Origin of the sequence: Streptomyces ziwulingensis (assembly GCF_039542605.1) — a bacterium.
Lineage (GTDB): Bacteria > Actinomycetota > Actinomycetes > Streptomycetales > Streptomycetaceae > Streptomyces > Streptomyces ziwulingensis.
Map to the genome: position 1 here is coordinate 84,095 of NZ_BAABIG010000080.1, position 22,132 is coordinate 106,226.

The 22,132-nt window shown below is 71.7% G+C and carries 15 protein-coding genes; 3 read left to right on the forward strand and 12 right to left on the reverse strand.

Annotated elements, in window-relative coordinates:
* Positions 1-124: 124 nt before the first annotated feature.
* From ABEB00_RS30835 to ABEB00_RS30845, 3 genes are all read right to left on the reverse strand, one after another.
* On the reverse strand, positions 125-1,045 hold the full coding sequence (locus ABEB00_RS30835; protein ID WP_345623930.1) for an ADP-ribosylglycohydrolase family protein: 921 nt from the start codon (positions 1,043-1,045) through the stop codon (positions 125-127).
* A gap of 14 nt (positions 1,046-1,059) precedes the next feature.
* Positions 1,060-1,719 carry a histidine phosphatase family protein gene (locus tag ABEB00_RS30840; RefSeq protein ID WP_345623932.1) on the reverse strand — a complete coding sequence of 220 codons (660 nt, stop codon included), beginning with the start codon at positions 1,717-1,719 and terminating at the stop codon, positions 1,060-1,062.
* A 62-nt stretch (positions 1,720-1,781) separates the two neighbouring features.
* Positions 1,782-2,387, reverse strand: coding sequence for a YdbC family protein (locus ABEB00_RS30845; RefSeq protein ID WP_345623933.1), 606 nt, complete (start codon positions 2,385-2,387; stop codon positions 1,782-1,784).
* Positions 2,388-2,544: 157 nt separating this feature from the next.
* On the opposite strand from ABEB00_RS30845, the gene ABEB00_RS30850 reads away from it, so the two are divergent.
* Positions 2,545-3,078 (forward strand): TerD family protein, encoded by a 534-nt coding sequence (locus ABEB00_RS30850; protein WP_345623934.1) that lies wholly within the window; start codon positions 2,545-2,547, stop codon positions 3,076-3,078.
* A gap of 109 nt (positions 3,079-3,187) precedes the next feature.
* On the opposite strand, the gene ABEB00_RS30855 is transcribed toward ABEB00_RS30850, so the two are convergent.
* Both ABEB00_RS30855 and nrdR read right to left on the reverse strand, forming a co-directional pair.
* Positions 3,188-6,085, reverse strand: coding sequence for a vitamin B12-dependent ribonucleotide reductase (locus ABEB00_RS30855; RefSeq protein ID WP_345623935.1), 2,898 nt, complete (start codon positions 6,083-6,085; stop codon positions 3,188-3,190).
* 160 nt (positions 6,086-6,245) lie between these two features.
* On the reverse strand, positions 6,246-6,803 hold the full coding sequence (gene nrdR, locus ABEB00_RS30860; RefSeq protein WP_345623936.1) for a transcriptional regulator NrdR: 558 nt from the start codon (positions 6,801-6,803) through the stop codon (positions 6,246-6,248).
* Between the two features lie 710 nt (positions 6,804-7,513).
* On the opposite strand from nrdR, the gene lexA reads away from it, so the two are divergent.
* Positions 7,514-8,293: a transcriptional repressor LexA gene (gene lexA, locus ABEB00_RS30865; protein WP_345623937.1), complete on the forward strand. Its 780-nt coding sequence runs from the start codon at positions 7,514-7,516 to the stop codon at positions 8,291-8,293.
* Between the two features lie 215 nt (positions 8,294-8,508).
* Here lexA and ABEB00_RS30870 read toward each other — a convergent pair whose 3' ends face one another.
* The 3 genes from ABEB00_RS30870 to ABEB00_RS30880 all read right to left on the reverse strand — a co-directional run bounded on the left by ABEB00_RS30870 (position 8,509) and on the right by ABEB00_RS30880 (position 13,421).
* Positions 8,509-10,485 carry an ATP-dependent DNA helicase gene (locus ABEB00_RS30870; RefSeq protein WP_345623939.1) on the reverse strand — a complete coding sequence of 659 codons (1,977 nt, stop codon included), beginning with the start codon at positions 10,483-10,485 and terminating at the stop codon, positions 8,509-8,511.
* 189 nt (positions 10,486-10,674) lie between these two features.
* The gene (locus ABEB00_RS30875) at positions 10,675-11,382 is read right to left on the reverse strand and encodes a GNAT family N-acetyltransferase (RefSeq protein ID WP_425586599.1); all 708 of its coding nucleotides are present in this window, start codon (positions 11,380-11,382) and stop codon (positions 10,675-10,677) included.
* A 173-nt stretch (positions 11,383-11,555) separates the two neighbouring features.
* Positions 11,556-13,421 (reverse strand): IucA/IucC family protein, encoded by a 1,866-nt coding sequence (locus ABEB00_RS30880; RefSeq protein WP_345623940.1) that lies wholly within the window; start codon positions 13,419-13,421, stop codon positions 11,556-11,558.
* Between the two features lie 508 nt (positions 13,422-13,929).
* On the opposite strand from ABEB00_RS30880, the gene ABEB00_RS30885 reads away from it, so the two are divergent.
* Positions 13,930-15,159: a trypsin-like serine peptidase gene (locus tag ABEB00_RS30885; protein ID WP_345623941.1), complete on the forward strand. Its 1,230-nt coding sequence runs from the start codon at positions 13,930-13,932 to the stop codon at positions 15,157-15,159.
* Positions 15,160-15,255: 96 nt separating this feature from the next.
* On the opposite strand, the gene hflX is transcribed toward ABEB00_RS30885, so the two are convergent.
* From hflX to dapF, 4 genes are all read right to left on the reverse strand, one after another.
* A complete protein-coding gene (hflX, locus tag ABEB00_RS30890) occupies positions 15,256-16,743 on the reverse strand; it encodes a GTPase HflX (RefSeq protein WP_345623942.1) in 1,488 nt (495 codons plus the stop codon).
* A gap of 183 nt (positions 16,744-16,926) precedes the next feature.
* On the reverse strand, positions 16,927-18,498 hold the full coding sequence (locus ABEB00_RS30895) for a M1 family metallopeptidase (RefSeq protein WP_345623943.1): 1,572 nt from the start codon (positions 18,496-18,498) through the stop codon (positions 16,927-16,929).
* A gap of 162 nt (positions 18,499-18,660) precedes the next feature.
* Positions 18,661-20,901 (reverse strand): RelA/SpoT family protein, encoded by a 2,241-nt coding sequence (locus ABEB00_RS30900; protein ID WP_345623945.1) that lies wholly within the window; start codon positions 20,899-20,901, stop codon positions 18,661-18,663.
* 216 nt (positions 20,902-21,117) lie between these two features.
* The gene (dapF, locus tag ABEB00_RS30905) at positions 21,118-22,011 is read right to left on the reverse strand and encodes a diaminopimelate epimerase (protein WP_345623946.1); all 894 of its coding nucleotides are present in this window, start codon (positions 22,009-22,011) and stop codon (positions 21,118-21,120) included.
* Positions 22,012-22,132: the final 121 nt, after the last annotated feature.

Consider the following 22,132-nt stretch of genomic DNA (forward strand, 5'->3'; position numbering starts at 1 on the left):
GTTGCCGGGACAACGACGAGACAGTTACGCAGAGTTCCCAATCCGCGCGATGTACGCACAGAGAGTTTTCCTTCGCCGGTTCTGAGCCACCCCGACTCACCTCCGTGCGCGATCGCCCACGCGGTCAGCCGGGCAGGCCGACCGGCGGCGCCGCCCACTCCGGCAGCGCCTCCGTCCGCTCCACCCACACGGCCGGCGGGACCCCCGCCGGCCCGGAGGCGATCACTCCGCCCGCGATGGCACAGATGGTGTCCATGTCTCCGCCGACCCGGGCGGTGGTCCAGAAACCCCGCTCATAGTCCCCGAGCGCCCGAGCGGCCGACCAGAGCGCGAAAGGGACGGTGTCGTGAGCGGTCGTACGCCGGCCGCAGCCCAGCACCGCCGCCACCGTGGCGGCGTCGTCGTAGTCGAGCATGTCCCGGGCGCGCCGCAGCCCCGCGCCGACCGCGCTCTTCTTCGGTACCAGCGAGATCACCCCGTCCAGGAGGGCGTCGGCGGCGGGCGGTCCGTCCGGGGCGGCGGCCAGCGCGGCGGCAGCGGCGACGGCCATGGCGCCCACCACGGCCTCGCGGTGCTGGTGGGTGGGGTAGGCGGAGATCTCCGCCTGGTGCGTGGCCTGCTCGGGATCGTCCGCGTACCAGGCACCCAGCGGGGCGATGCGCATCGCGGCGCCGTTGCCCCAGGACCCCCGGCCGTCGAAAAGGGCGGCGGCCGCCGCACGCCAGTCACCGCCTTCCCGGATCAGCCGCAGCAGCCGGTCGACCGCGCGGCCGTACCCCCGGTCGGAGTCGTGGTGCGCGGCGAAGGAGGCGGCCAGCGCGTCCTGGTCGACGCGCTGGTGGACGGCGAGAACGGCGACGACGGAGCACGCCATCTCGGTGTCGTCGGTCCACCGCCAGGGCCCGGCCGGCACCTCGCCCCGCTTCAGCAGCGGGTGGTTCCCGGGCAGGAAGAACTGCGAGCCCAGCGCGTCACCCACCGACAGTCCGCGCAGACAGGCCAGGGCGCGGCTCAGGCGCCCGTCGGGGGAGGAGTGAGCGGTCATCGCACTGCCACTCTCTATCCGGTGATTCCGTACGGTTCCGGATCACGCCAGCGGTCGAACGGGCGGTCAAGCCGGTACTTGTCGTCCGCATCGAGAACGAGCATGCGTATCTCGCCGTTCCCCGGGTTGGACAGCGACTCGAACTCCGCGACCGTCCAGTGGAACCACCGCATGCAGAACAGGCGCATGGCCAGGCCGTGCGTGACCAGCAGGACGTTCGGCGGATGGTCGGGGGCCTCGAAGCTGCGGAACAGGCTCTCCAGGAAATTCCCGACCCGGTCGTACACGTCGGCGCCGGACTCCCCCTGGGCGAAGCGGTAGAAGAAGTGCCCGTAGGCGTCCCGGTACGCCTTCTGCAGGCGCACGTCCTCGCGGTCCTGCCAGTTGCCCCAGTCCTGCTCGCGCAGCCGGGGCTCCTCACGCACCCTGATCAGCTCGGGGTCGAGGTGGAAGCCGCGGAGGGTCTCGTGGGTCCGGCGGTAGGGGGAGACGTACACACTGACCTGCTCACGGCCGAACAGTTCACGCAGCCGCTTCCCCGCCTCCTCGGCCTGCTGCCACCCCGGCGCGGTCAGGGCCAGCGCGTGGTCGGGCTCCCGCTCGTACACGGAGTCGTCGAGGTTGCCCGTCGACTCGCCGTGCCGGACAAGGACGATGCGCCGTGGTCGTACCATGCCAAGACCCTAGATCGGGTCGGGCGGCGTCGAACACTCGGGCGGGCTCCATACGGCGTAGATCACACGGTCCAGGCCGGTTCCATCTCCACTATGGCCCCCGTGAGCGCGGCGACGTCGGCTTCCGTCTGGGCACGCAGCGCGAGGCGTTCCACCCGCTCGGTGCGGTACTTGCCGTGCTCGGCGGCGGCCCGCCACATCGACAGCACCATGAACTCGCTCCCGGGTGCCTCTCCGAACAGACCGCGGATCATGCCCGGCGACCCGGCCATGGCGGGGTTCCACACCTTCTCCTGCATGAGGGCAAAGTGCTCCGCCCGCTCCTCGCGGACCCGGCAGAGCGCCACGCGCAGCAGATCGGCGTCCGTGAACCGGGGTTCGAAGCCGGTCTTCACGTCGAAGCGGTGGTCGAAGAGCCTGGCCCGGGCGTCCTTGAAGGTGCCGGACTGGGTAGCGGCGAGCCGGTCGTGGGAGCGCGCCATGAAGGAGTCGTAGAAGGCACGGCTCTCCCAGAACGTGAAGACGTGCGCCACGTCCGGGCGCCCCCGGCTCCAGCCCCCGCCCTGTCCGCGAAATCCCGGCTCTCCCAGAAGCCCCGCCCACTTCCGCTGCCCCCGCTCGAACCCGCGACGGTCCACCACGGTGCAGCGAATCCACTTGACCAGCACCGCGCCATGGTACGGCCATGGAACGTGGCCCCGGTCACTCTCCGGCGGACCGGTCCACCGCATACCCGGCCGCGCGCATGGCAGGATGGACAATCGGCCGCCGTCCCTCGGCAGTTGGGGTGGACGGGCAGGACGGGCAACCGGGAAGGGGAAGCGAGTGAACGGCCTCAACAAGGGGATCCGCAAGGTCGAGGTCGCCCTGAGGTGGGACCCGAATCCGGCGGGTGAACCACCCACCGATCTGGATGTGGTCGCGGCGACCTACGTGGCCGGCGATCCGTACGGCGATCCCTCCTATGTGGTGCACTTCGACAGCCGCTCCCCCGACGGCACCATCTATCTCAACCGGGACAGCCAGGACGGCAAGGGCTTCGGCTTCGACGAGGTCATGACGCTGGAGCTGGAACGGCTCGACAGCCGGTACGCGCGCGTGATCGTCGGTGTCGTCATACAGCAGCGCGCGGGGCGGCAGACCTTCGTCGGTGTGGCCAATCCGGGCCTCCGTATCCGTGAGGGGTACACCGACCTCGCCTCGGACGACTTCGGCGGCGTTCTGGGTGCCACGGCCGCGACGGTGGCGGAGTTCGTCCGGGACGAGACGGGAGCCTGGGAGTTCCGTCCCGGAATCCACGGCCACGAGGGCGACCCCGCGGCCTTCACCAGCTCCATGGGGTCGGTGCGCAGGCCCTGAGGGCAGGCGAGATGCGGATACGGCACACGTACGCATGAGTAAGGGGCGCCGACCATGGTCGACGCCCCTTACTCAGGTGCCCCTACGCGTCACGCGCGGGGCCCACCGGTTAGCTGCAACCGCTGGTCGAACCGCAGCCCTCGCAGATGTAGCAGGAACCGGCCCGCTGCATCTTCGTGCCGCAGGAGAAGCAGAGCGGAGCGTCGGCCTGGATGCCGAGCTGCATCTCCACCAGCTCGGCGCTGGTGTGCGCCTGCCGCGGAGCGGGCTTGACCGCCTCGGTCTCCACCTGCGGCGTGGCGACCGCCTTCAGCTCCTGGACCATCGGCGCCGACTGGGCCAGGCCCTCGACGTCGACCTCTTCCTCGGACGGCTCGTACGACCCCGTCTCCAGGTGACGCTGACGCTCGTCGGCGGAGTGGATGCCGAGCGCGGAGCGCGTCTCGAAGGGCAGGAAGTCCAGCGCCAGGCGGCGGAAGATGTAGTCGACGATCGACTGCGCCATCCGCACGTCCGGGTCGTCCGTCATACCGGCCGGCTCGAAGCGCATGTTGGTGAACTTCGAGACGTACGTCTCCAGCGGCACGCCGTACTGGAGGCCGACGGAGACCGCGATGGAGAAGGCGTCCATCATGCCCGCGAGGGTCGAGCCCTGCTTGGACATCTTCAGGAAGACCTCGCCGAGGCCGTCGTCCGGGTAGGAGTTGGCCGTCATGTAGCCCTCGGCGCCACCGACGGTGAAGGACGTGGTGATGCCGGGACGTCCCTTCGGGAGGCGCTTGCGGACCGGGCGGTACTCGACGACCTTCTCGACCGTCTCGCGGATGGTCGCCTCGGTCTTCTCGGTGACCGCGTCCGCCGCCGGCTTCTCCTTGGTCTTCGCGGAGAGGGGCTGGCCGACCTTGCAGTTGTCGCGGTAGATGGCGAGCGCCTTGACGCCCATCTTCCACGCCTCGAAGTAGACCTCCTCGACGTCCTCGACGGTCGCCGTCTCCGGCAGGTTGACCGTCTTGGAGAGGGCGCCGGAGATCCACGGCTGGATCGCGGCCATCATGCGGACGTGTCCCATCGCGGAGATGGAACGCTCGCCCATGGCGCAGTCGAAGACCTCGTAGTGCTCGGGCTTCAGGCCGGGGGCGTCGATCACATTGCCGTTCTCGGCGATGTGGGCGACGATCGCCTCGATCTGCTCCTCCTGGTAGCCCAGGCGCCGCAGGGCCTGCGGGACGGTGCCGTTGACGATCTGCATCGAGCCGCCGCCGACCAGCTTCTTGAACTTGACCAGGGCGAGGTCGGGCTCCAGGCCGGTGGTGTCGCAGGACATCGCCAGACCGATGGTGCCGGTCGGGGCGATCACCGACGCCTGGGAGTTACGGAAACCGTTCTTCTCACCGAGGCGCAGTACGTCCTGCCAGGCCTCCGTGGCGGCGGCCCAGATCGGGGTGTCCAGGTCGTCCACGCGGACGGCCACCGCGTTGGCGTCGGCGTGCTGCTTCATGACGCGCAGGTGCGGCTGCTCGTTGCGGGCGTAGCCGTCGTACGCGCCGACCACCGAGGCCAGCTCCGCCGAACGCCGGTAGGAGGTGCCGGTCATCAGGGAGGTGATGGCACCGGCGAGGGCGCGGCCGCCGTCGGAGTCGTAGGCGTGGCCGGTCGCCATCAGCAGGGCGCCGAGGTTGGCGTAGCCGATGCCGAGCTGGCGGAAGGCGCGGGTGTTCTCGCCGATCTTCTGGGTGGGGAAGTCGGCGAAGCAGATGGAGATGTCCATCGCGGTGATGACCAGCTCGACGACCTTGGCGAAGCGCTCGGCGTCGAAGGACTGGGTGCCCTTGCCGTCGTCCTTGAGGAACTTCATCAGGTTCAGCGAGGCGAGGTTGCACGAGGTGTTGTCCAGGTGCATGTACTCGCTGCACGGGTTCGAGCCGTTGATCCGGCCGGACTCCGGGCAGGTGTGCCAGGCGTTGATGGTGTCGTCGTACTGGATGCCGGGGTCGGCGCAGGCCCAGGCGGCCTCGGCCATCTTGCGGAAGAGGCTCTTGGCCTCGACCTCCTCGATGACCTCGCCGGTCATCCGGGCGCGCAGGCCGAACTTGCCGCCCTGCTCGACCGCCTTCATGAACTCGTCGTTCACGCGGACCGAGTTGTTGGCGTTCTGGTACTGGACGGACGTGATGTCGTCGCCGCCCAGGTCCATGTCGAAGCCCGCGTCGCGCAGGGCGCGGATCTTCTCCTCCTCCGAGACCTTGGTCTGGATGAAGTTCTCGATGTCGGGGTGGTCGACGTCGAGGATGACCATCTTGGCCGCGCGCCGGGTGGCGCCGCCGGACTTGATGGTTCCGGCGGAGGCGTCGGCGCCGCGCATGAAGGAGACGGGGCCGGAGGCGTTGCCGCCGGAGGAGAGCAGCTCCTTGGAGGAGCGGATGCGGGAGAGGTTCAGGCCGGCACCGGAGCCGCCCTTGAAGATCATCCCCTCTTCCTTGTACCAGTCGAGGATGGACTCCATGGAGTCGTCGACCGACAGGATGAAGCAGGCCGAGACCTGCTGCGGCTGGGGGGTGCCCACGTTGAACCAGACGGGGCTGTTGAAGCTGAAGATCTGGTGCAGGAGCGCGTAGGCCAGCTCGTGCTCGAAGATCTCCGCGTCGGCGGGCGAGGCGAAGTACCTGTGGTCCTCGCCGGCCTTCCGGTACGTCTTCACGATGCGGTCGATCAGTTGCCTGAGACCGGTCTCGCGCTGCGGAGTGCCGACGGCACCCCGGAAGTACTTGCTGGTGACGATGTTGACCGCGTTCACCGACCAGAAGTCGGGGAACTCCACGCCGCGCTGCTCGAAGTTGATCGAGCCGTCGCGCCAGTTGGTCATGACGACGTCACGACGCTCCCAGGCCACCTCGTCGTAGGGGTGCACCCCCGGGGTGGTGTGGATGCGTTCGACCTGGAGCCCCTTGTTCGCCTTCGTGCCCTTGGCGCGGGAACTCCGTGCCGGACCGCTCGCCGTCTCTGTCATGCCGCCTCCCTGGTACGGGCGAAAACGCCCTGAAGTGCCACGATGTTCCCGTGGCACGGTGTTCTGTCTGGTGTTGCGGGCATTTCACGCGCCGCCCGCAACAGGTCTTCTTCGCCGCCCGCCGACCGGACCCGCTCGCTGCCCCGGGACCGGCCGCCGGTCAGTCGGCGGCGCCTGCGGGTTCGGGGACCTGCGCCGTCCCGTCGGCCCCGCGGCCGTCCTCTTGGCTCCCCGAGTCGGCGTCGGCGTCGTCGCCGTTCCCGCCGGGCCGCTCCGTCTGTTCCCTCAGTTCCGCGATCGCGGACTCGAAGTCCTCGAGCGAGTTGAACGCCCGGTAGACCGAGGCGAACCGCAGATAGGCGACGAGGTCCAGTTCCTGCAGCGGACCGAGTATGGCCAGCCCCACGTCGTGGGTGGTCAGCTCGGCGCTCCCGGTGGCCCGGACCGCCTCCTCGACCCGCTGCCCGAGCTGGGCGAGCGCGTCCTCGGTGACCGGCCGTCCCTGGCACGCCTTGCGCACCCCATTGATGATCTTGGTTCGGCTGAACGGTTCGGTGACTCCGGACCGCTTGATCACCATGAGTGAGCAAGTCTCCACGGTCGTGAACCGGCGGGAGCAGTCGGGACACTGGCGGCGCCTGCGGATCGACGTACCGTCGTCGGTCGTCCGGCTGTCGACGACCCGGCTGTCGGGGTGCCTGCAGAAGGGGCAGTGCATGTACTCCGAACCCTCCTCACAGCAGACTCAGTGACCTCGAAGGACCTCACAGGCCCCTCGAAGCAGCCCCCAGCATAGGCGATCGCCACGGGCCCGCAGACCCGGGGGACCACAACTTGTGGGCCACTGATCCAATCCAACCACTAGATATGGGGATCGGCTGACACATCCGAGCCGTCACGCGTGTCGCGACCGCGAGTGCGCACACCCCCGAGGCCCCTTCGCCCCGGCGAAGACGGGCAGGCCCCGCGCGCGCCGCCACACAGGCCCGGTTTCCCCCGGGCACACCCACGCGCGGAAGCCGGACCGGACCGCCGCACGGCAGGCGGTACGCACCCGCGCGGCGCCCGGCGCCCGTGTGCCTTCGCGAAGCGACACGGCCCGTGGTCACGCGGAGCCACCCCCTCCCGCCTCGTGCGGAGATACGGTGGTCACCGCGCGAAGGGGACGTGGGGCTCCCGCAGAGATGAGGACCTCCCCCGGCGGAGCGGGAGGCCGGGTGGCAGACTGGCGACGCACCACAGACGGTCACCCGGCGACGAAGGGTACAACAATGGGCCCTTTTGTCCGTCGACCTCCCCCCTAGGCCATACACCCAGACACATGATCACGTCAGACAAACTGCGCTTTTTCACTCGAACGTGTGTTTGGCGCAACCTTTCGAAAGCAACTACCGTTGTCCAGCAGGGAGACCATCGAGAGGGGCCGACGTGACCACCACCGCAGACAGTGCCGCCATCACTGCCCAGGAGCGCCCCCAGGGCCGACTCGAGCCGGTGCATGCGATGAACGAAGCCACGAACCCTGAGGGACATAAGCGCTCGCTGCCGGGCCGACCTCCAGGTATCCGGGCGGACAGCTCCGGACTGACCGACCGCCAACGCCGGGTGATCGAGGTCATCCGGGATTCAGTGCAGCGTCGCGGCTACCCGCCGTCGATGCGGGAGATCGGCCAAGCCGTCGGCCTCTCCAGCACGTCCTCCGTCGCGCACCAACTGATGGCCCTGGAACGCAAGGGCTTCCTGCGCCGGGACCCGCACCGCCCGCGCGCGTACGAGGTGCGCGGCTCCGACCAGGCCGCCTCCGTGCAGCCCACCGACACGGCGGGCAAGCCGGCCGCCTCGTACGTCCCGCTGGTGGGGCGTATCGCCGCCGGTGGCCCGATCCTCGCCGAGGAGTCCGTCGAGGACGTCTTCCCGCTGCCCCGGCAGCTTGTCGGCGACGGTGAGCTGTTCGTCCTGAAGGTCGTGGGCGACTCGATGATCGAAGCCGCCATCTGCGACGGCGACTGGGTCACGGTCCGCCGCCAGCCCGTCGCGGAGAACGGCGACATCGTGGCCGCGATGCTCGACGGCGAGGCCACCGTCAAGCGCTTCAAGCGCGAGGACGGGCACGTCTGGCTCCTCCCGCACAACTCGGCCTACGAGCCGATCCCCGGCGACGACGCGACCATCCTCGGCAAGGTGGTGGCCGTCCTTCGCCGCATCTGAGCACATCGGCGGGCGGAACCTGAGAAGGCCCCCGCCGCCCTGACCGGGCCCCGGGACCCCTGCGCCGGTTCCGGGGCCCTGTGCTGTGCGGGTCCCGCCGGCCGGCCCTGCGGGCCACGGGCGGCCTGCCCGCGCATGGGGCGGCCCGCCCGCGCGGGGTGGCCTGCGCGCGCCTGGGGTGGCCTGTCACGGCGCCGCGACAGGCCACCCCGCGCTCACTCCGCCTCCGTCTGTTTCGCCACCTCGTCGATGGCGGCCAGCGACTTCCGCACCTGATTGCGGTCGGTGGTGTACCAGAAGTCGGGCAGTGACGCCTTCAGATAGCTGCCGTAGCGGGCCGTGGCCAGTCGCGGGTCGAGTACCGCGACCACCCCGCGGTCGCCGGACGCCCTGATGAGCCGGCCGGCGCCCTGGGCCATCAGCAGTGCGGCATGCGTGGCGGCGACCGCCATGAAGCCGTTGCCGCCGGCCTCCTCCACCGCCTTCTGGCGGGCGCTCATCAGCGGGTCGTCGGGGCGCGGGAACGGGATCTTGTCCATGACGACGAGCTGGCAGCCGGTCCCGGGGACGTCGACCCCCTGCCAGAGGGAGAGGGTGCCGAACAGACAGGTCTTCGGGTCGGCGGCGAAATTCTTGATCAGCTCACCGAGCGTCTCCTCGCCCTGGAGGAGGATCGGGTACTCGGGGATGCGGGAGCGCAGGTCCTCGGCCGCGAGCTGGGCCGCCCGCATGGACGAGAAGAGGCCCAGGGTCCGGCCCCCGGCGGCCTGGATCAGCTCCGTGAGTTCGTTGAGCATGTCGGAGCGGTCGCCGTCCCGGGCGGGGCGCGCCAGGTGCTTGGCGACGTAGAGGATGCCCTGCCTGCCGTAGTCGAACGGCGAGCCGACGTCGATGCCCTTCCACCGGGGGACGTCGTCGCCCTCCGTGCCTTCCGGGGACAGCCCCAGGGAGGCACCGACTCCGTTGAAGTCGCCGCCGAGCTTCAGGGTCGCCGAGGTGAGGACGACCGAGCGGTCGGTGAACAGCTTCTCCCTCAGCAGCCCGGACACCGACATGGGTGCGACACGCAGGGAGGCGCCGAAGCGGTCGTGCCGCTCGTACCAGACGACATCCCACTCGGAGCCGTTCACCAGGCGCTCCGCCACGTCGTGGACGTTCTCCACGGAGGCGAGCGCCTGCTTACGGACCGCGTCCTCGTCCGATACGGACTTGTCGCGGGTCGCGCCGATGGCCGAGATCACCGTCCGGCAGGCGTCGCGCAGGGCCGCCAGCGCGTAGCCGAGGTCCTCCGGAATCTCCTCCAGACGGCCGGGCAGGGCCAGCTCCATGATCCGCTCGAAGCCCTCCGCGGCCGTCTGCAACTGATCGGCGGCCTTCTCGTTGGCGAGCTTCGCGGCCCGGCGTACCGAGCGGTTGACCTGGCCGGGGGTGAGTTCGCCGGTGGCGACGCCGGTGACCCGGGAGACCAGCTCGTGCGCCTCGTCGACGATCAGCACCTCGTGCTGCGGGAGAACCGGAGCGCCTTCGATGGCGTCGATGGCGAGCAGCGCGTGATTGGTGACCACGACCTCGGCGAGCTTGGCCCGCTCACGGGCCATCTCGGCGAAGCACTCGGCGCCGTACGCGCACTTCGAGGCGCCCAGGCACTCCCGGGACGACACCGAGATCTGCGCCCAGGCCCGGTCCGAGACACCGGGCGTGAGGTCGTCGCGGTCGCCGGTCTCCGTCTCGTCCGCCCAGTCCTTCATCCGCAGGAGGTCCTGCCCCAGTCTGCTGGTGGGGGCGGCGGCCTCGAACTGGTCGAAGAGGCCCTCCTCCTCGTCCTGCGGGACGCCCTCGTGGAGTCGGTGCAGACACAGGTAGTTCGATCTGCCCTTGAGCATCGCGAACTCCGGGCGGCGGCGCAGCAGCGGGTGCAGCGCGTCCACCGTGCGCGGCAGGTCGCGCTCCACGAGCTGGCGCTGCAGGGCGAGCGTCGCGGTCGCGACGACCACTCGCTCCCCGTGGGCCAGCGCGGGCACCAGGTAACCCAGCGACTTGCCGGTGCCGGTGCCGGCCTGGACCAACAGGTGGGAACCGTCGTCGATCGCCTCCGTGACGGCTTCGGCCATGGCCACCTGGCCGGGACGCTCCGTGCCGCCGACGGCGGTGACGGCAGCATGCAGGAGTTCGGGGAGTGAGGGCTTCGTCATAGCCCGACCACCCTACGGCCCGGGACTGACACTCGGAGCCGGGACCGGGGCTTCGGACTCGGTCGGGAGGGAGCGCGGGAGGGAGTGCGAGAGGTGGTGCGGGAGGTGGTGAGGGGGGTGGTGAGGGCCGTGCGAGCGGCGCGGGCGGCGTACCGGGAGTGGGAGTGATGGTGTCGCGGCGGTGCTGCTCTACAGCAGGGCGCGGAGGGAGCGGTCACGGATCATGAGGGCGGCGGGCTTGTCCGGCAGGGCGATCTCGACCGAGTACCGGAAGCCGGCGTCGAGGAAGGCGGCGACCGACGGGGTGTTGCGGAGGTCGGGCTCCGCGAGGACGCGGGCGCATCCGGGTCTGCGGTCCAGGACCAGGTCGGCCACGGCCCGGAGCAAGGTGCCACCGAGCCCGCGGCCGCGGTCGCCGGCCGCGCCGATGAGGAGATGGAGACCGGTGTCGTGCGGCAGGACCGGACAGTGCAGCGCCAGTGGGTCGAGATCGGCCCGGTAGACCTCCCAGTAGCTCATCGGGACGCCGTCCAGCACCCCCAGGCACGGGACGCTGCTCCCGTCGCCGTCGAGCTGGGCGCGGACATGTTCCTCGGTCACGCTCCGCGGTCCGGTCAGTGCCCACCACCTGGCGACCGCTGCGTCGTTCATCCAGCGGCTGAGCAGCGGCAGATCCTGTTCCACCCGAACGGGAACGAGGCGGAACACACCTACGGGCGTGACGGTGGGGCCCCAGCTTGCGACGCCGTCCAGCGGATCGTCACCGGTTCGCGCCGCCGGCCGCCCGGGGTGCGGCGCCTCCGGGGCGGTTCCGCCATGGACCACATGGATGCCCGTGGAAGTGGAAGGCACGTATTCGCTCCGCTCCGGAGGTCGAGATGGGCGGGTGGGCCGGATCGGCCGGATCGGCTCGATGGGCCGGATCGGCTCGATGGGCTGGGTGTCCAGGGTGTCCGGGGTGAATCGGAGCCGGCACCGGCAGGTCCTCGGGCGTCCTCGGGCGTCGTCGGGCGTCGTCGGGCGTCGTCGGGCGTCGTCGGGCGTCGTCGGGCGTCCTCGGGCCGGGCGGATCAGCGGTGGAGGGGGTTGGTGATGGTGACGTAGACGGACTGGGTGTCGACGGGTCCGACGAGTTCGTCGAGGCCGTGCAGCCGGGTCAGCAGGTTGGCTTTGCAGCGCAGGGTGGGTGAGTCGAGCAGCCTGGCCGGCAGCCCGCCGCACAGCCGACGCGGTCCGCCGGCCGCCGCGCCGAGAAAGCGGCGGAGGGCGCCGAGCAGGAGGTGCTCGTCGGCGAGGCGCTGGGAACCGAAAGCGCCGACGAGACCGAACACGTTGTTGACGGCGAGGTAGTAGGCGAACCGCTCGTCGGCGATCTCGTCGGAGACGAACGTGTCGCTGAGGACGCCGATGCCGGGCAGCCGGGCGGCCAGCTCGTCCCGCCGGGATTCGCGGAAGTAGTAACCCTGGTTGTCGCGGTAGCGGCCGCCTGCCGGCCAGCCGTCGGAATCCAGGAGGACGAGGGTGTTCTGCTGGTGTGCCTCCAGGGCGATCCCCGCTTCGCCGTCCAGCCAGAGCACGGGTCGCACGACCTGTTCGAGGTAGCGGAGGAACCACTCCACGGCGACGGCCTCGCACGGCCGTCCGGTCCGCTCGGCAAGGCGCGTGACGGTCTCGGCCAGGCGCGACCGCGAGGGGGCGGCGAGCCAGGCGCCGTCGCCCGCGCTGCCCTCCCCCGGCGGGTGGGACCGGGGGCCGGCGGGTGCGGCGTCCGCCCCCGGCACGCGAGGCCGGGGCGCCACCAGCGCGGCGACGCAGGAGACGTCGTCCGAGGGGAGGAAGGGGTTGTGCCGGATGAGGACGTCGAGTCCCCGCAGGGGCTCTCCGTCCGGCCCGTCGACGGCCAGCCAGGCGGGGTCGCGGACGATGTCGAACCCGGGGTGGGCGGCCCGCCACTGCCCGGCGAGGCCACCGCGCAGGAGTCGGTGGACCTCGACACCGCGGTGGAGTTCCTTGCGGAGGTTCTCGCGACGGCTGTTGGTGATGTGCAGGCCCAGGGAGAGTTTGAGCATGGCCGGGGCGGCTGTGCGGTGGACGGTGCGGAGAGAGGAGGTGGGGTACCAGGGGCTGCCGCGGGTGCCGAGGTCGCGCAGCAGGCCGGCGTCCAACAGGGCCTCGGTCGCCGGCCGGTGACGCAGCTCGCGAGCCTGCCACGGGTGCAGCGGGAGCAGGGCGTAACCGTCCGGCAGCGAGTCGCTCGCCGGGCCGAGCCGTCCGGTGAGCCGGTGAGCCGGGACGGGTCGCCCGCGCTCGGTCCAGGCGGAGTCGGTCGCGAGCACCGACGGGGAGACAGCCATCCAGTGCAGGGCGAAGGAGCCGCGCGACTCGGGCGAGTACAGGCGTCCCTCGGTCTCGGAGAGCCCCTCGCGGCTCTTCGGGGCCGGGTGCAAGGGGTGGCCCAGGACGAGGGACTGTTCGGCGGTGAGGAAGAGATCGTGTGGGCCTGCGGGCCTGTCCCGGCGGTCGCGGATGAAGGCCCCGGTGCGCCGGACGGAGTCGGCGACCCGGGCGACGAGGTCGGTGCCCGCGTGGTCCGGGCCGGCGGGCGACTCCCGGGCGAGGAGCGCAGCGACGGTCACCGCGTCCGCCGGCGGGGCCGGTTCGGGCGCGTCCGCCAGCCTCGGCGCGCCGAAACGGTGCCATCCGGTCGGCGACCAGTGACGTACCGGAACGACCAGGGCCGTCCCGCTGGCGGGCAGGGGGATGCGGAGGAGACCGTCGGCCGGGGCGGGGGCATCGGTCTCGCGGGCCCAGCAGCGCAGCAGGTTCTCCGCGGCGGCGGCCTGCGCGGCCGCGTCGGCGGCCCCGGGCGCGGGCCGGCCGCGGCGGGTCCGGGCGACCTGCCCGGCGTACGCGTCCGTTCGCTGCTGCCGCGGCACGGTCCCGGCTTCCTCGGGACGCGTCTCGCGCGCCGCGCGCGTCTCGGTGAGACCCGGTGGCGGCGAGGGGACGGCATCTCCATGCGGGGGGAGTTCACAGGGGGAGAGTTCATGAAGGGGAAGTGCAGGTGGGGGGAGGTCGCGCACGGTCGGTCCTTGATGAGGGGATGTGATGCGGGTGCGGCACGTCGAGGGGCGAGGGGTGACGGGCGGCCACGCCGCGCGGGGCCACGTCCTCTCGGCCGTCGGCTCCCCGTACGCGGAGCCGGCCACGGCTCCCTGTCCTTGAACGCCACCGCTACCAACCTCCGGCCGTTCGACGGGTTACGGGCTTCCTCAAGATCCTTGCCGTGACGTAACCGTTGCCGTTCCGTGGGAAGTCCCCCACAGCGAGCGCATAGTGTGTGATGCCGTTCCAGGACCGCCTCAGGCCGGCCGAACCCGGCACCGTACGGGTGAGGTCGTGGCACCGGCACCACGCACGTTCACAGCAGGGGGAGTGCACACCATGCGATCCATACGGCCGTCGTTCACCACTCGCGGACGAGGGGGCGGGCGGCGTCGGACCTCCGCCGTACCGGCCGCGATCGCGCTGGTGTCGGCGCTGGTCCTCACCGCCACCGCCTGCGACTCGGGGGGTGCCGAGGCGGGTGACGACGCCAACGCCTCGGCCTCCGCGGCGGCCGACGGCACCGGCGGCATCAAGATCCCGGACCACCTCAAGGACAAGCTCAGGGAACACGGGATCGACGTCGACAAGTGGCGGGACGGCGCCTGGAAGGACTGGGACAAGGACGACTGGCTGCGCGAGGCGCAGGACTTCGTCAACCCGATCATCGAGGATTTGTGGGACCCCGACCGTATGCGGGAGGCCGAGGAGCCGGACCAGGAGGTCACCGAGAACGACCTCTCCGGTGACCAGGGCGTCACCGACCCGGAGCCCCGGCCGGTCGAGGCGGCGGCCCTGGCACCCAAGTACCACGACAGCGCGGCCACGGCGGGCAAGCTGCTCTTCGACTCCCCCGAGGGCTCGATGGTCTGCTCCGCGACCGTGGTCGAGGACCCGGCCAACCCCGGCAAGTCCAACCTGGTGTGGACGGCCGGCCACTGTGTGCACGCGGGCAAGGACGGCGGCTGGTACCGCAACATCGCGTTCGTGCCGTCGTACAACGACGCGGGGATGTCGAACACGGCGCTGGAGACCGCCACGAGGGAGCAGATCGCTCCCTACGGTGTCTGGTGGGGAGACGGGGCGCAGACCTCGGACCAGTGGATCGCGCAGGGCGGCGCGACGGGCGGCGACGGCGCCTCGTACGACTTCGCCGTCATCCATGTGACGCCGGAGGAGGGCACCGGCGGCAAGTCGCTGGAGGAGACGGTCGGCGCGGCGCTGCCGGTGGACTTCAACGCGCCCGCGGTGCCCAAGGTGAAGGGGATCGAGGCGATCGGCTACCCGGCCGGCGCACCGTACGACGGTCAGAAGCTGTACCGGTGCGAGGACGAGCCGGGCCGGCTGTCGCTCGACAAGGCCGACCCGACGATGTACCGCATCGGCTGCACCATGACCGGTGGTTCGTCCGGCGGCGGCTGGATCGCGGCGGGTCCGGACGGTGAACCGGCGCTGGTGTCCAACACCTCGATCGGCCCGGTCTCGGCGGGCTGGCTGGCCGGTCCCCGGCTGGGCGAGGTGGCCAAGGATGTCTACGACTCGGTCAGTGAGAAGTTCGCCGGTCAGTGACGCCGAGCGGCAAGGCGGGCAGGACCGGCTGGACCGGCATCTGCGGCCCGAGGGCCCGTCTCCGGCCGGAGACGGGCCCTCGGGCGTTCACCGCGGTCAGCCGAGCGGGGCGGGGACGTACGGCGTGAGTTCCGCCGCGAGTTCCTCGTGGACCCGCACCTTGAGCAGGGTGCCCTCGGGGGTGTGCTCCTCGGAGAGCACCTCGCCCTCGTCGTGGGCGCGCGCGACCAGCTTGCCGTGCGTGTACGGGACGAGCGCCTCGATCTCGACCGACGGGCGGGGCAGCTCGTGGTCGATCAGGGCGAGAAGTTCGTCGATGCCGAGGCCCGTGCGGGCGGAGACGGCGATCGAGTGCTTCTCGACCCGCAGCAGCCGCTGGAGGACCTCCGGATCGGCCAGGTCGGCCTTGTTGATCACGACCAGCTCGGGTACGTCGATGGCGCCGACGTCCCTGATCACCTCGCGTACGGCGGCGAGCTGCTCCTCCGGGACCGGGTGCGAGCCGTCCACCACGTGCAGGATCAGGTCGGAGTCGCCGACCTCCTCCATGGTGGAGCGGAACGCCTCGACCAGGTGGTGCGGCAGGTGCCGGACGAAACCGACGGTGTCGGCCAGGGTGTACAGCCGCCCGCTCGGTGTCTCGGCCCGGCGCACGGTCGGGTCGAGGGTCGCGAACAGCGAGTTCTCGACCAGTACGCCCGCGCCGGTGAGGCGGTTGAGCAGGGAGGACTTGCCGGCGTTGGTGTAACCGGCGATGGCGACCGAAGGCACCTTGTTGCGCCGGCGCTCCTGGCGCTTGATCTCGCGGCCGGTCTTCATCTCCGCGATCTCCCGGCGCATCTTCGCCATCTTCTCGCGGATGCGGCGCCGGTCCGTCTCGATCTTGGTCTCACCGGGACCGCGGGTCGCCAGGCCGCCGCGGCCACCACCCATCTGCCGGGACAGCGACTGGCCCCAGCCGCGCAGCCTCGGCAGCATGTACTGCATCTGCGCGAGCGCGACCTGCGCCTTGCCCTCCCGGGACTTGGCGTGCTGGGCGAAGATGTCCAGGATCAGGGCGGTCCGGTCGATGACCTTGACCTTGACGACGTCTTCGAGCTGGATGAGCTGGCCGGGGCTCAGCTCACCGTCGCAGATGACGGTGTCCGCGCCGGTCTCGGCGACGATGTCGCGCAGCTCCTCGGCCTTGCCGGAGCCGATGTACGTGGCGGCGTCCGGCTTGTCACGGCGCTGGACCACGCCGTCGAGCACGAGGGCGCCCGCGGTCTCCGCGAGGGCCGCCAGCTCGGCGAGGGAGTTCTCCGTGTCCCGGGCCGTTCCCGTGGTCCAGACGCCGACGAGGACGACCCGCTCCAGGCGGAGCTGGCGGTACTCGACCTCGGTGACGTCCTCCAGTTCGGTGGAGAGACCCACGACGCGGCGCAGGGCCGCGCGCTCGGAGCGGTCGAACTGGTCGCCGTCCCACCCTCCGTCCGCGGGGTGGTTCCGGGCGACGTCCTCTTCCATCAGGGCATCGGCCCGAAGACCCTCGGGGTGGCTCTGCGCGAGGCGTTTGGTGTCCTGGGAAGAAGAGGAGGAGGTCATTGGATCCTTTACTGTCCGGGAAACGGATACCGCGCGACGCGGTTCCCGCGTCATCAGTCACAACGCGTGAGCCCTCCGGAGGATTCCCGTGCCCGCGCCGCGCCGACCGGAAAATGGTCGCACGGTACGAGGCGTCTCGTCACTGGCTTATTACCCGGGCGCCACCGGTTCAGTACCCGTGGGTCACTGGTTCGGGGCCGGTGTGGAACCGGGCGCGGGTTCGGCGTCCGTCCTCGTGGGCTTCCAGTCCGGGTGGCCCGGCATCGGCGGCGTCTTCTCCCCGTACAGCCACGCCTGGAAGAAGCCGTCCAGGTCACGGCCGCTCACCTCGGCGGCGAGCCGGATGAAGTCGCTGGTGGACGCCACGCCGTCCTTGTGGCGGGTCACCCAGATCCGCTCCAGGTACTCGAAGGCCGGGCGGCCGATCTCCTGGCGCAGCGCGTAGAGCACCAGCGCGGAGCCGTCGTAGACGTTGGGCCGGAAGATGCCGGTCCTGCGGCCGGGCTCGGGCACCTTGGGCTCGGCGGGCGGTCCGCCGGTGGCGCGCCAGCGGTCGGAGGCGCCGTAGGCGGCCTTCATCCGCGCCGCGAGGGGCTTGTCGGCCTTCTCCTCGGCGTAGAGGGCCTCGTACCAGGTGGCGTGGCCCTCGTTGAGCCACAGGTCGGACCAGGTGCGGGGGCTCACGCTGTCGCCGAACCACTGGTGGGCCAGCTCGTGCACCATGATCGTCTCGACGTACCACTCCGGGTACGCGGGCTCGGTGAACAGTCTCCGCTCGAAGAGGGAGAGCGTCTGGGTCTCCAGTGCGAAGCCGGTGTCGGCGTCGGCCATCAGCAGGCCGTACGTCTCGAACGGGTAGGGGCCGACCTTGCGCTCCATCCAGGAGATGTGGCCGGAAGTCTTCTCCAGCCAGGGTTCGACGGCCTCGCGGTACCGCGTGGGCACGACGTCGCGCACGGGGAGTCCGTGCGGGCCGGTGCGGCGCAGGACCGTGGTCCGGCCGAGGGAGACCTGGGCGAGTTCGGTGGCCATGGGGTGCCGGGTGCGGTACGTCCAGGTGGTCGCACCGTCGGCCCGGCCGTCCTGGTCGGCCCGGTCGGCCCGGTCGGCCCGGTCGGCCCGGTCGGCGGGGAGGCCGCTCGCGACGACCGTGTGACCGTCGGGCGCGGTGATCCGGAAGGTGAAGTACGCCTTGTCGGAGGGGTGGTCGTTGCACGGGAAGACCAGGTGGGCGGCGTCGGCCTGGTTGGCCATGACGAGGCCGTCCGCGGTGCGCACCCAGCCGCCCTCGCGTCCCTCTGGGGAGGCGGGATCGCTGGTGTGCCGCACGGTGATCCGGGTCCGGTCGTCCTCGTCCAGCGGGTCCGCCGGCGTGACGACCAGGTCCTCTCCCGCGGTGGTGAACGCGGCCGGCTCGCCGTCCACCGTCACGGAGTCGACGGTGCCGTGGGCGAAGTCCAGGTTGATCCGGTCCAGGTCGGCCGTGATCCTGGCGTCGATCGTGGTGACGGCCCGGAGCGGCTTCGTGTTGCTGCCGGAGTAGGTGAACGACAGGTCGTACGCCGCCACGTCGTAACCCGGATTCCCCAGGTGCGGGAAGAGGCGGTCGCCGACGCCCAGCGGGGACGGCGGGGCGCTCGCGGCGATCAGGCAGACGGAGACGGCCGGGGCGAGCAGCGCGGCTGCCCGCAGCCGCCGCGGCCTCGCCCGCGGGCGGGAGGTCGGGGGGTGAGGAGTGCGGGGGGTGTGCGGCATGCCCCACGGCTATCAGCGGGCGCGGGCGCGACGGCGGCGGCGCGCGCCCGGCGCACCCGAACGGGTCCCAGGCCCGGCGCACCCGAACGGGTCCCGCGCCCGGCGCACCCGAACCGTTCCGCGCCCGGCCCGCCCGAACGTCCGCGCCCTCCCGTGACCGGCTCAGCCGCCGGACGTCTGCGGCTGCGCGCGGTTCACGTCGTACACGCCGGCCACGTTCCGCATGGCGCGCATGAGGGTGGGCAGGTGCGCGGCGTCCGGCAGCTCCACGGTGTACGTGTGGCGGACGCGCTGCCGGTCCGGGGGTTCGACGGTCGCGGAGACGATCTCGGCGCCCTCCGAGGCCATCGCCTCGGTGAGATCGGCCAGCAGATGCGGACGGACGAACGACTCGGCGAAGAGCGTGACCCGGCACCCGGCGGTGTCGCCCCAGCGCACCCCGACCTCCGTACGCCCCGCGCTCTTCATGCGGTCCACCACCGGGCACTGAGCGCGGTGCACGGTCACCACTCCCCCGCGCACGGCGAAACCGGTGACCTCGTCGGGCGGTACGGGGGTGCAGCAGCCGGCCAGCCGTACGGTGGCGCCGGGCGGGTCGACGAGGACGGCGGCGGCGGCCCAGGAGCCGGTGGCCGCCTCGGTGGTGCGGTGTTCCACCAGCCGTGCGTCGGCGGACGGGCCGGCACCGCTCCCGTCCCCGCCGGCGTTCCCGTCCCGGGTGCCGCCGCGTACGGAGTCGTCCGCACGCGTGGTGTCGCCCCGCCGCTCGTCCCGCAGGGTGTCGTCGTGGTCCGGGTGGGCGGTGAGCCAGCGCTGGATGGCGATCCGGGCACCCGGGGTGTGGGCGTGCTCCAGCCACTCCCGGGAGGGCTCGGAGGCGGGGTCCTGCCCCATCAGGAGCTGCACCGTGTCGCCGTCGCGCAGGACGGTGCTCAGGGTGGCCAGCCGGCCGTTGACGCGGGCGCCGATGGCGGCGTGCGCGTCCTCGCCGTACTGCGCGTACGCGGCGTCCACGCAGGTGGCGCCCTCGGGCAGGCCCAGGCTGCCGCCGTCCGGCCGGAAGACGGTGATCTCGCGGTCCTGGGCCAGGTCCTCGCGCAGGGTCGACCAGAAGGTGTCGGGGTCGGGGGCGGCCCGCTGCCAGTCGAGGAGGCGGGAGAGCCAGCCGGGGCGGGTGGGGTCGACGCGCTCGCCGTCGCCCGCGGACTGCTCCTCGGGGGCCGCGTAGGGGTTGCCGAGGGCGACCACTCCCGCCTCGGCGACCTTGTGCATCTGGTGGGTGCGGATGAGGACCTCGACGACCTGGCCGTCGTCCTCGCGGGCCACGGCGGTGTGCAGCGACTGGTACAGGTTGAACTTGGGAACGGCGATGAAGTCCTTGAACTCCGAGACCACGGGCGTCATACAGGTGTGCAGCTCGCCGAGGACGGCGTAACAGTCGGCGTCCTCCTGCACCAGGACCAGCAGGCGGCCGAAGTCGGCGCCGCGCAGCCGGCCCCGTTTGCGGCCCGCGCGGTGCAGCGAGACGAGGTGGCGGGGCCGGATCAGGACCTCCGCGGGGATGTCGGCCTCGCGGAGCACGGCGCGCACCTGGTCGGCGGCCCGGTCGAGCGGGTCGTCCGCGCGGGCGGCGTTCTCGGTGATCAGCTCCTGGGTGTGCCGGTACTCCTCGCGGTGCAGGACCGCGAAGACGAGGTCCTCCAGCTCGGTCTTGAGCGCCTGGACGCCGAGCCGTTCGGCGAGCGGGATGAGGACGTCCCGGGTCACCTTGGCGATGCGTTCCTGCTTCTCCTGGCGCATGACGCCGAGAGTGCGCATGTTGTGCAGCCGGTCGGCGAGTTTGATCGACATCACCCGGACGTCGTTGCCGGTGGCGACGAGCATCTTGCGGAAGGTCTCGGGTTCGGCGGCGGCGCCGTAGTCGACCTTCTCCAGCTTGGTCACGCCGTCGACGAGGTAGCGGACCTCCTCGCCGAACTCCTTCCCGACCTGGCCGAGGGTGACGTCGGTGTCCTCGACGGTGTCGTGCAGGAGGGAGGCGGTCAGCGTCGTGGTCTCGGCGCCGAGTTCGGCGAGGATGAGGGTGACCGCGAGCGGGTGGGTGATGTAGGGCTCGCCGCTCTTGCGCGTCTGGCCGCGGTGCGAGGACTCGGCCAGCACATAGGCGCGGCGCAGGGAGTCGATGGCGGCGTCGGGATAGTGGGCGCGGTGCGCCTCCACGACGTGGCCGATGGCGTCGGGCAGCCGGTCGCGGGCGGCGGGGCCGAGCAGCGCGGCCCGGCCGAGACGGCGCAGATCGAGCCGGGGGCGGGCCTTGCGGCGGGGCGCTGTCGGCGTGACGGCGACGGCGGTCGCGGGCGGCACGGGACCTGGGCTCGCTGGTTTCGCGGCCTCCGCGTTCATGGGCACCTCCGGCTGCGTGGACCGGTGGACGGGGCGCGCCGAGGCGGACACCGCTCGGGGGGCGGTGTCAATCCTCCGTCCGGGCCGGTGCTTGATGCTATCGAGCCCATCACGTACGCCTGACCGCCTCTCGTCGAGCGTGAAACGGATCACCCATTCGAGGGATGCTCGCCAGGTTTACGTTTCCGTGCGGAGTGTCGAAGGCCGGACCCGGGCTCACCCGGCGGCACCTGCCAGCCACTCCGCGTCGATCTCCCCCTCGGCGACGATCACCGCGGGGCCGGTCATCTCGATCTCGCCGTCGGGCCGCTCGGTGATCACGAGCGTGCCGCCCGGCAGGTCGACCCGGTACGTCGCCGGGGCCCCGGTCACGGCCGGGTCGGCGCCGTCCCGGCGGGCGGCGGCGACGGCGACGGCGCAGGCGCCCGTGCCGCACGAGCGGGTCTCGCCGACGCCGCGCTCGTGCACGCGCATCGCCACGTGCCCGGGGCCGCGGTCGGCGACGAACTCGACGTTGACGCCGTCCGGGTAGGCGGCGGCCGGCTGGAACGGCGGCGGGGAGCGCAGGTCGCCGGCGTGCGCGAGGTCGGCCACGAAGGCGACGGCGTGCGGGTTGCCCATGTTCACGTTCCGCGCGGGCCAGTCGCGCTCGCCCACGCTCACCGTGACGTCCCCCTCGGGAAGCACCGCCCGGCCCATGCCGACGGTGATGTCGCCCGCGGCGGAACCGGCGTGCGATGCGGCCTTGGCGAGGTGGACGCTCTTCACGCCGCCGCGGGTGGCGACGGCGAGGTCGCCCTCGGTCGCGTACCCGGCGTGCTGGAGGTAGCGCGCGAAGACCCGCACGCCGTTGCCGCACATCTCGGCGATCGAGCCGTCGCCGTTGCGGTAGTCCATGAACCACTCGGCCTCGGCCGCCAGGTGGCGGGCCTCGGGGTGCGCGGCGGACCGCACGACGTGCAGCAGTCCGTCACCGCCGATGCCCGCGCGGCGGTCGCACAGGGCGGCGACGGCGGCGGGCGGCAGGTCGACGGCGTTCTCCGGGTCCGGCACGATCACGAAGTCGTTCTCGGTCCCGTGACCCTTGAGGAAGGCGATCCGCGTGCTCATTCCTCGATCGTACGGGGTCGGCGCGGCGCGGCCGGTCCGGCGGGAGGGGTACGAGCCGCGCGGGCCGCCGCGACGGACGGGGGGCGCGCACAGGCTGCCGCGGCGGATGGGGGGCGGGCGG

Excerpts from the sequence above, each read along its gene's own strand:
- ABEB00_RS30835 (WP_345623930.1), bottom strand. The coding sequence starts at position 1,045 with ATGACCGCTCACTCCTCCCCCGACGGGCGCCTGAGCCGCGCCCTGGCC.
- ABEB00_RS30840 (WP_345623932.1), bottom strand. The coding sequence starts at position 1,719 with ATGGTACGACCACGGCGCATCGTCCTTGTCCGGCACGGCGAGTCGACG.
- ABEB00_RS30855 (WP_345623935.1), bottom strand. The coding sequence starts at position 6,085 with ATGACAGAGACGGCGAGCGGTCCGGCACGGAGTTCCCGCGCCAAGGGC.
- nrdR (WP_345623936.1), bottom strand. The coding sequence starts at position 6,803 with ATGCACTGCCCCTTCTGCAGGCACCCCGACAGCCGGGTCGTCGACAGC.
- ABEB00_RS30870 (WP_345623939.1), bottom strand. The coding sequence starts at position 10,485 with ATGACGAAGCCCTCACTCCCCGAACTCCTGCATGCTGCCGTCACCGCC.
- ABEB00_RS30885 (WP_345623941.1), top strand. The coding sequence starts at position 13,930 with ATGCGATCCATACGGCCGTCGTTCACCACTCGCGGACGAGGGGGCGGG.
- hflX (WP_345623942.1), bottom strand. The coding sequence starts at position 16,743 with ATGACCTCCTCCTCTTCTTCCCAGGACACCAAACGCCTCGCGCAGAGC.
- ABEB00_RS30895 (WP_345623943.1), bottom strand. The coding sequence starts at position 18,498 with ATGCCGCACACCCCCCGCACTCCTCACCCCCCGACCTCCCGCCCGCGG.
- ABEB00_RS30900 (WP_345623945.1), bottom strand. The coding sequence starts at position 20,901 with ATGAACGCGGAGGCCGCGAAACCAGCGAGCCCAGGTCCCGTGCCGCCC.
- dapF (WP_345623946.1), bottom strand. The coding sequence starts at position 22,011 with ATGAGCACGCGGATCGCCTTCCTCAAGGGTCACGGGACCGAGAACGAC.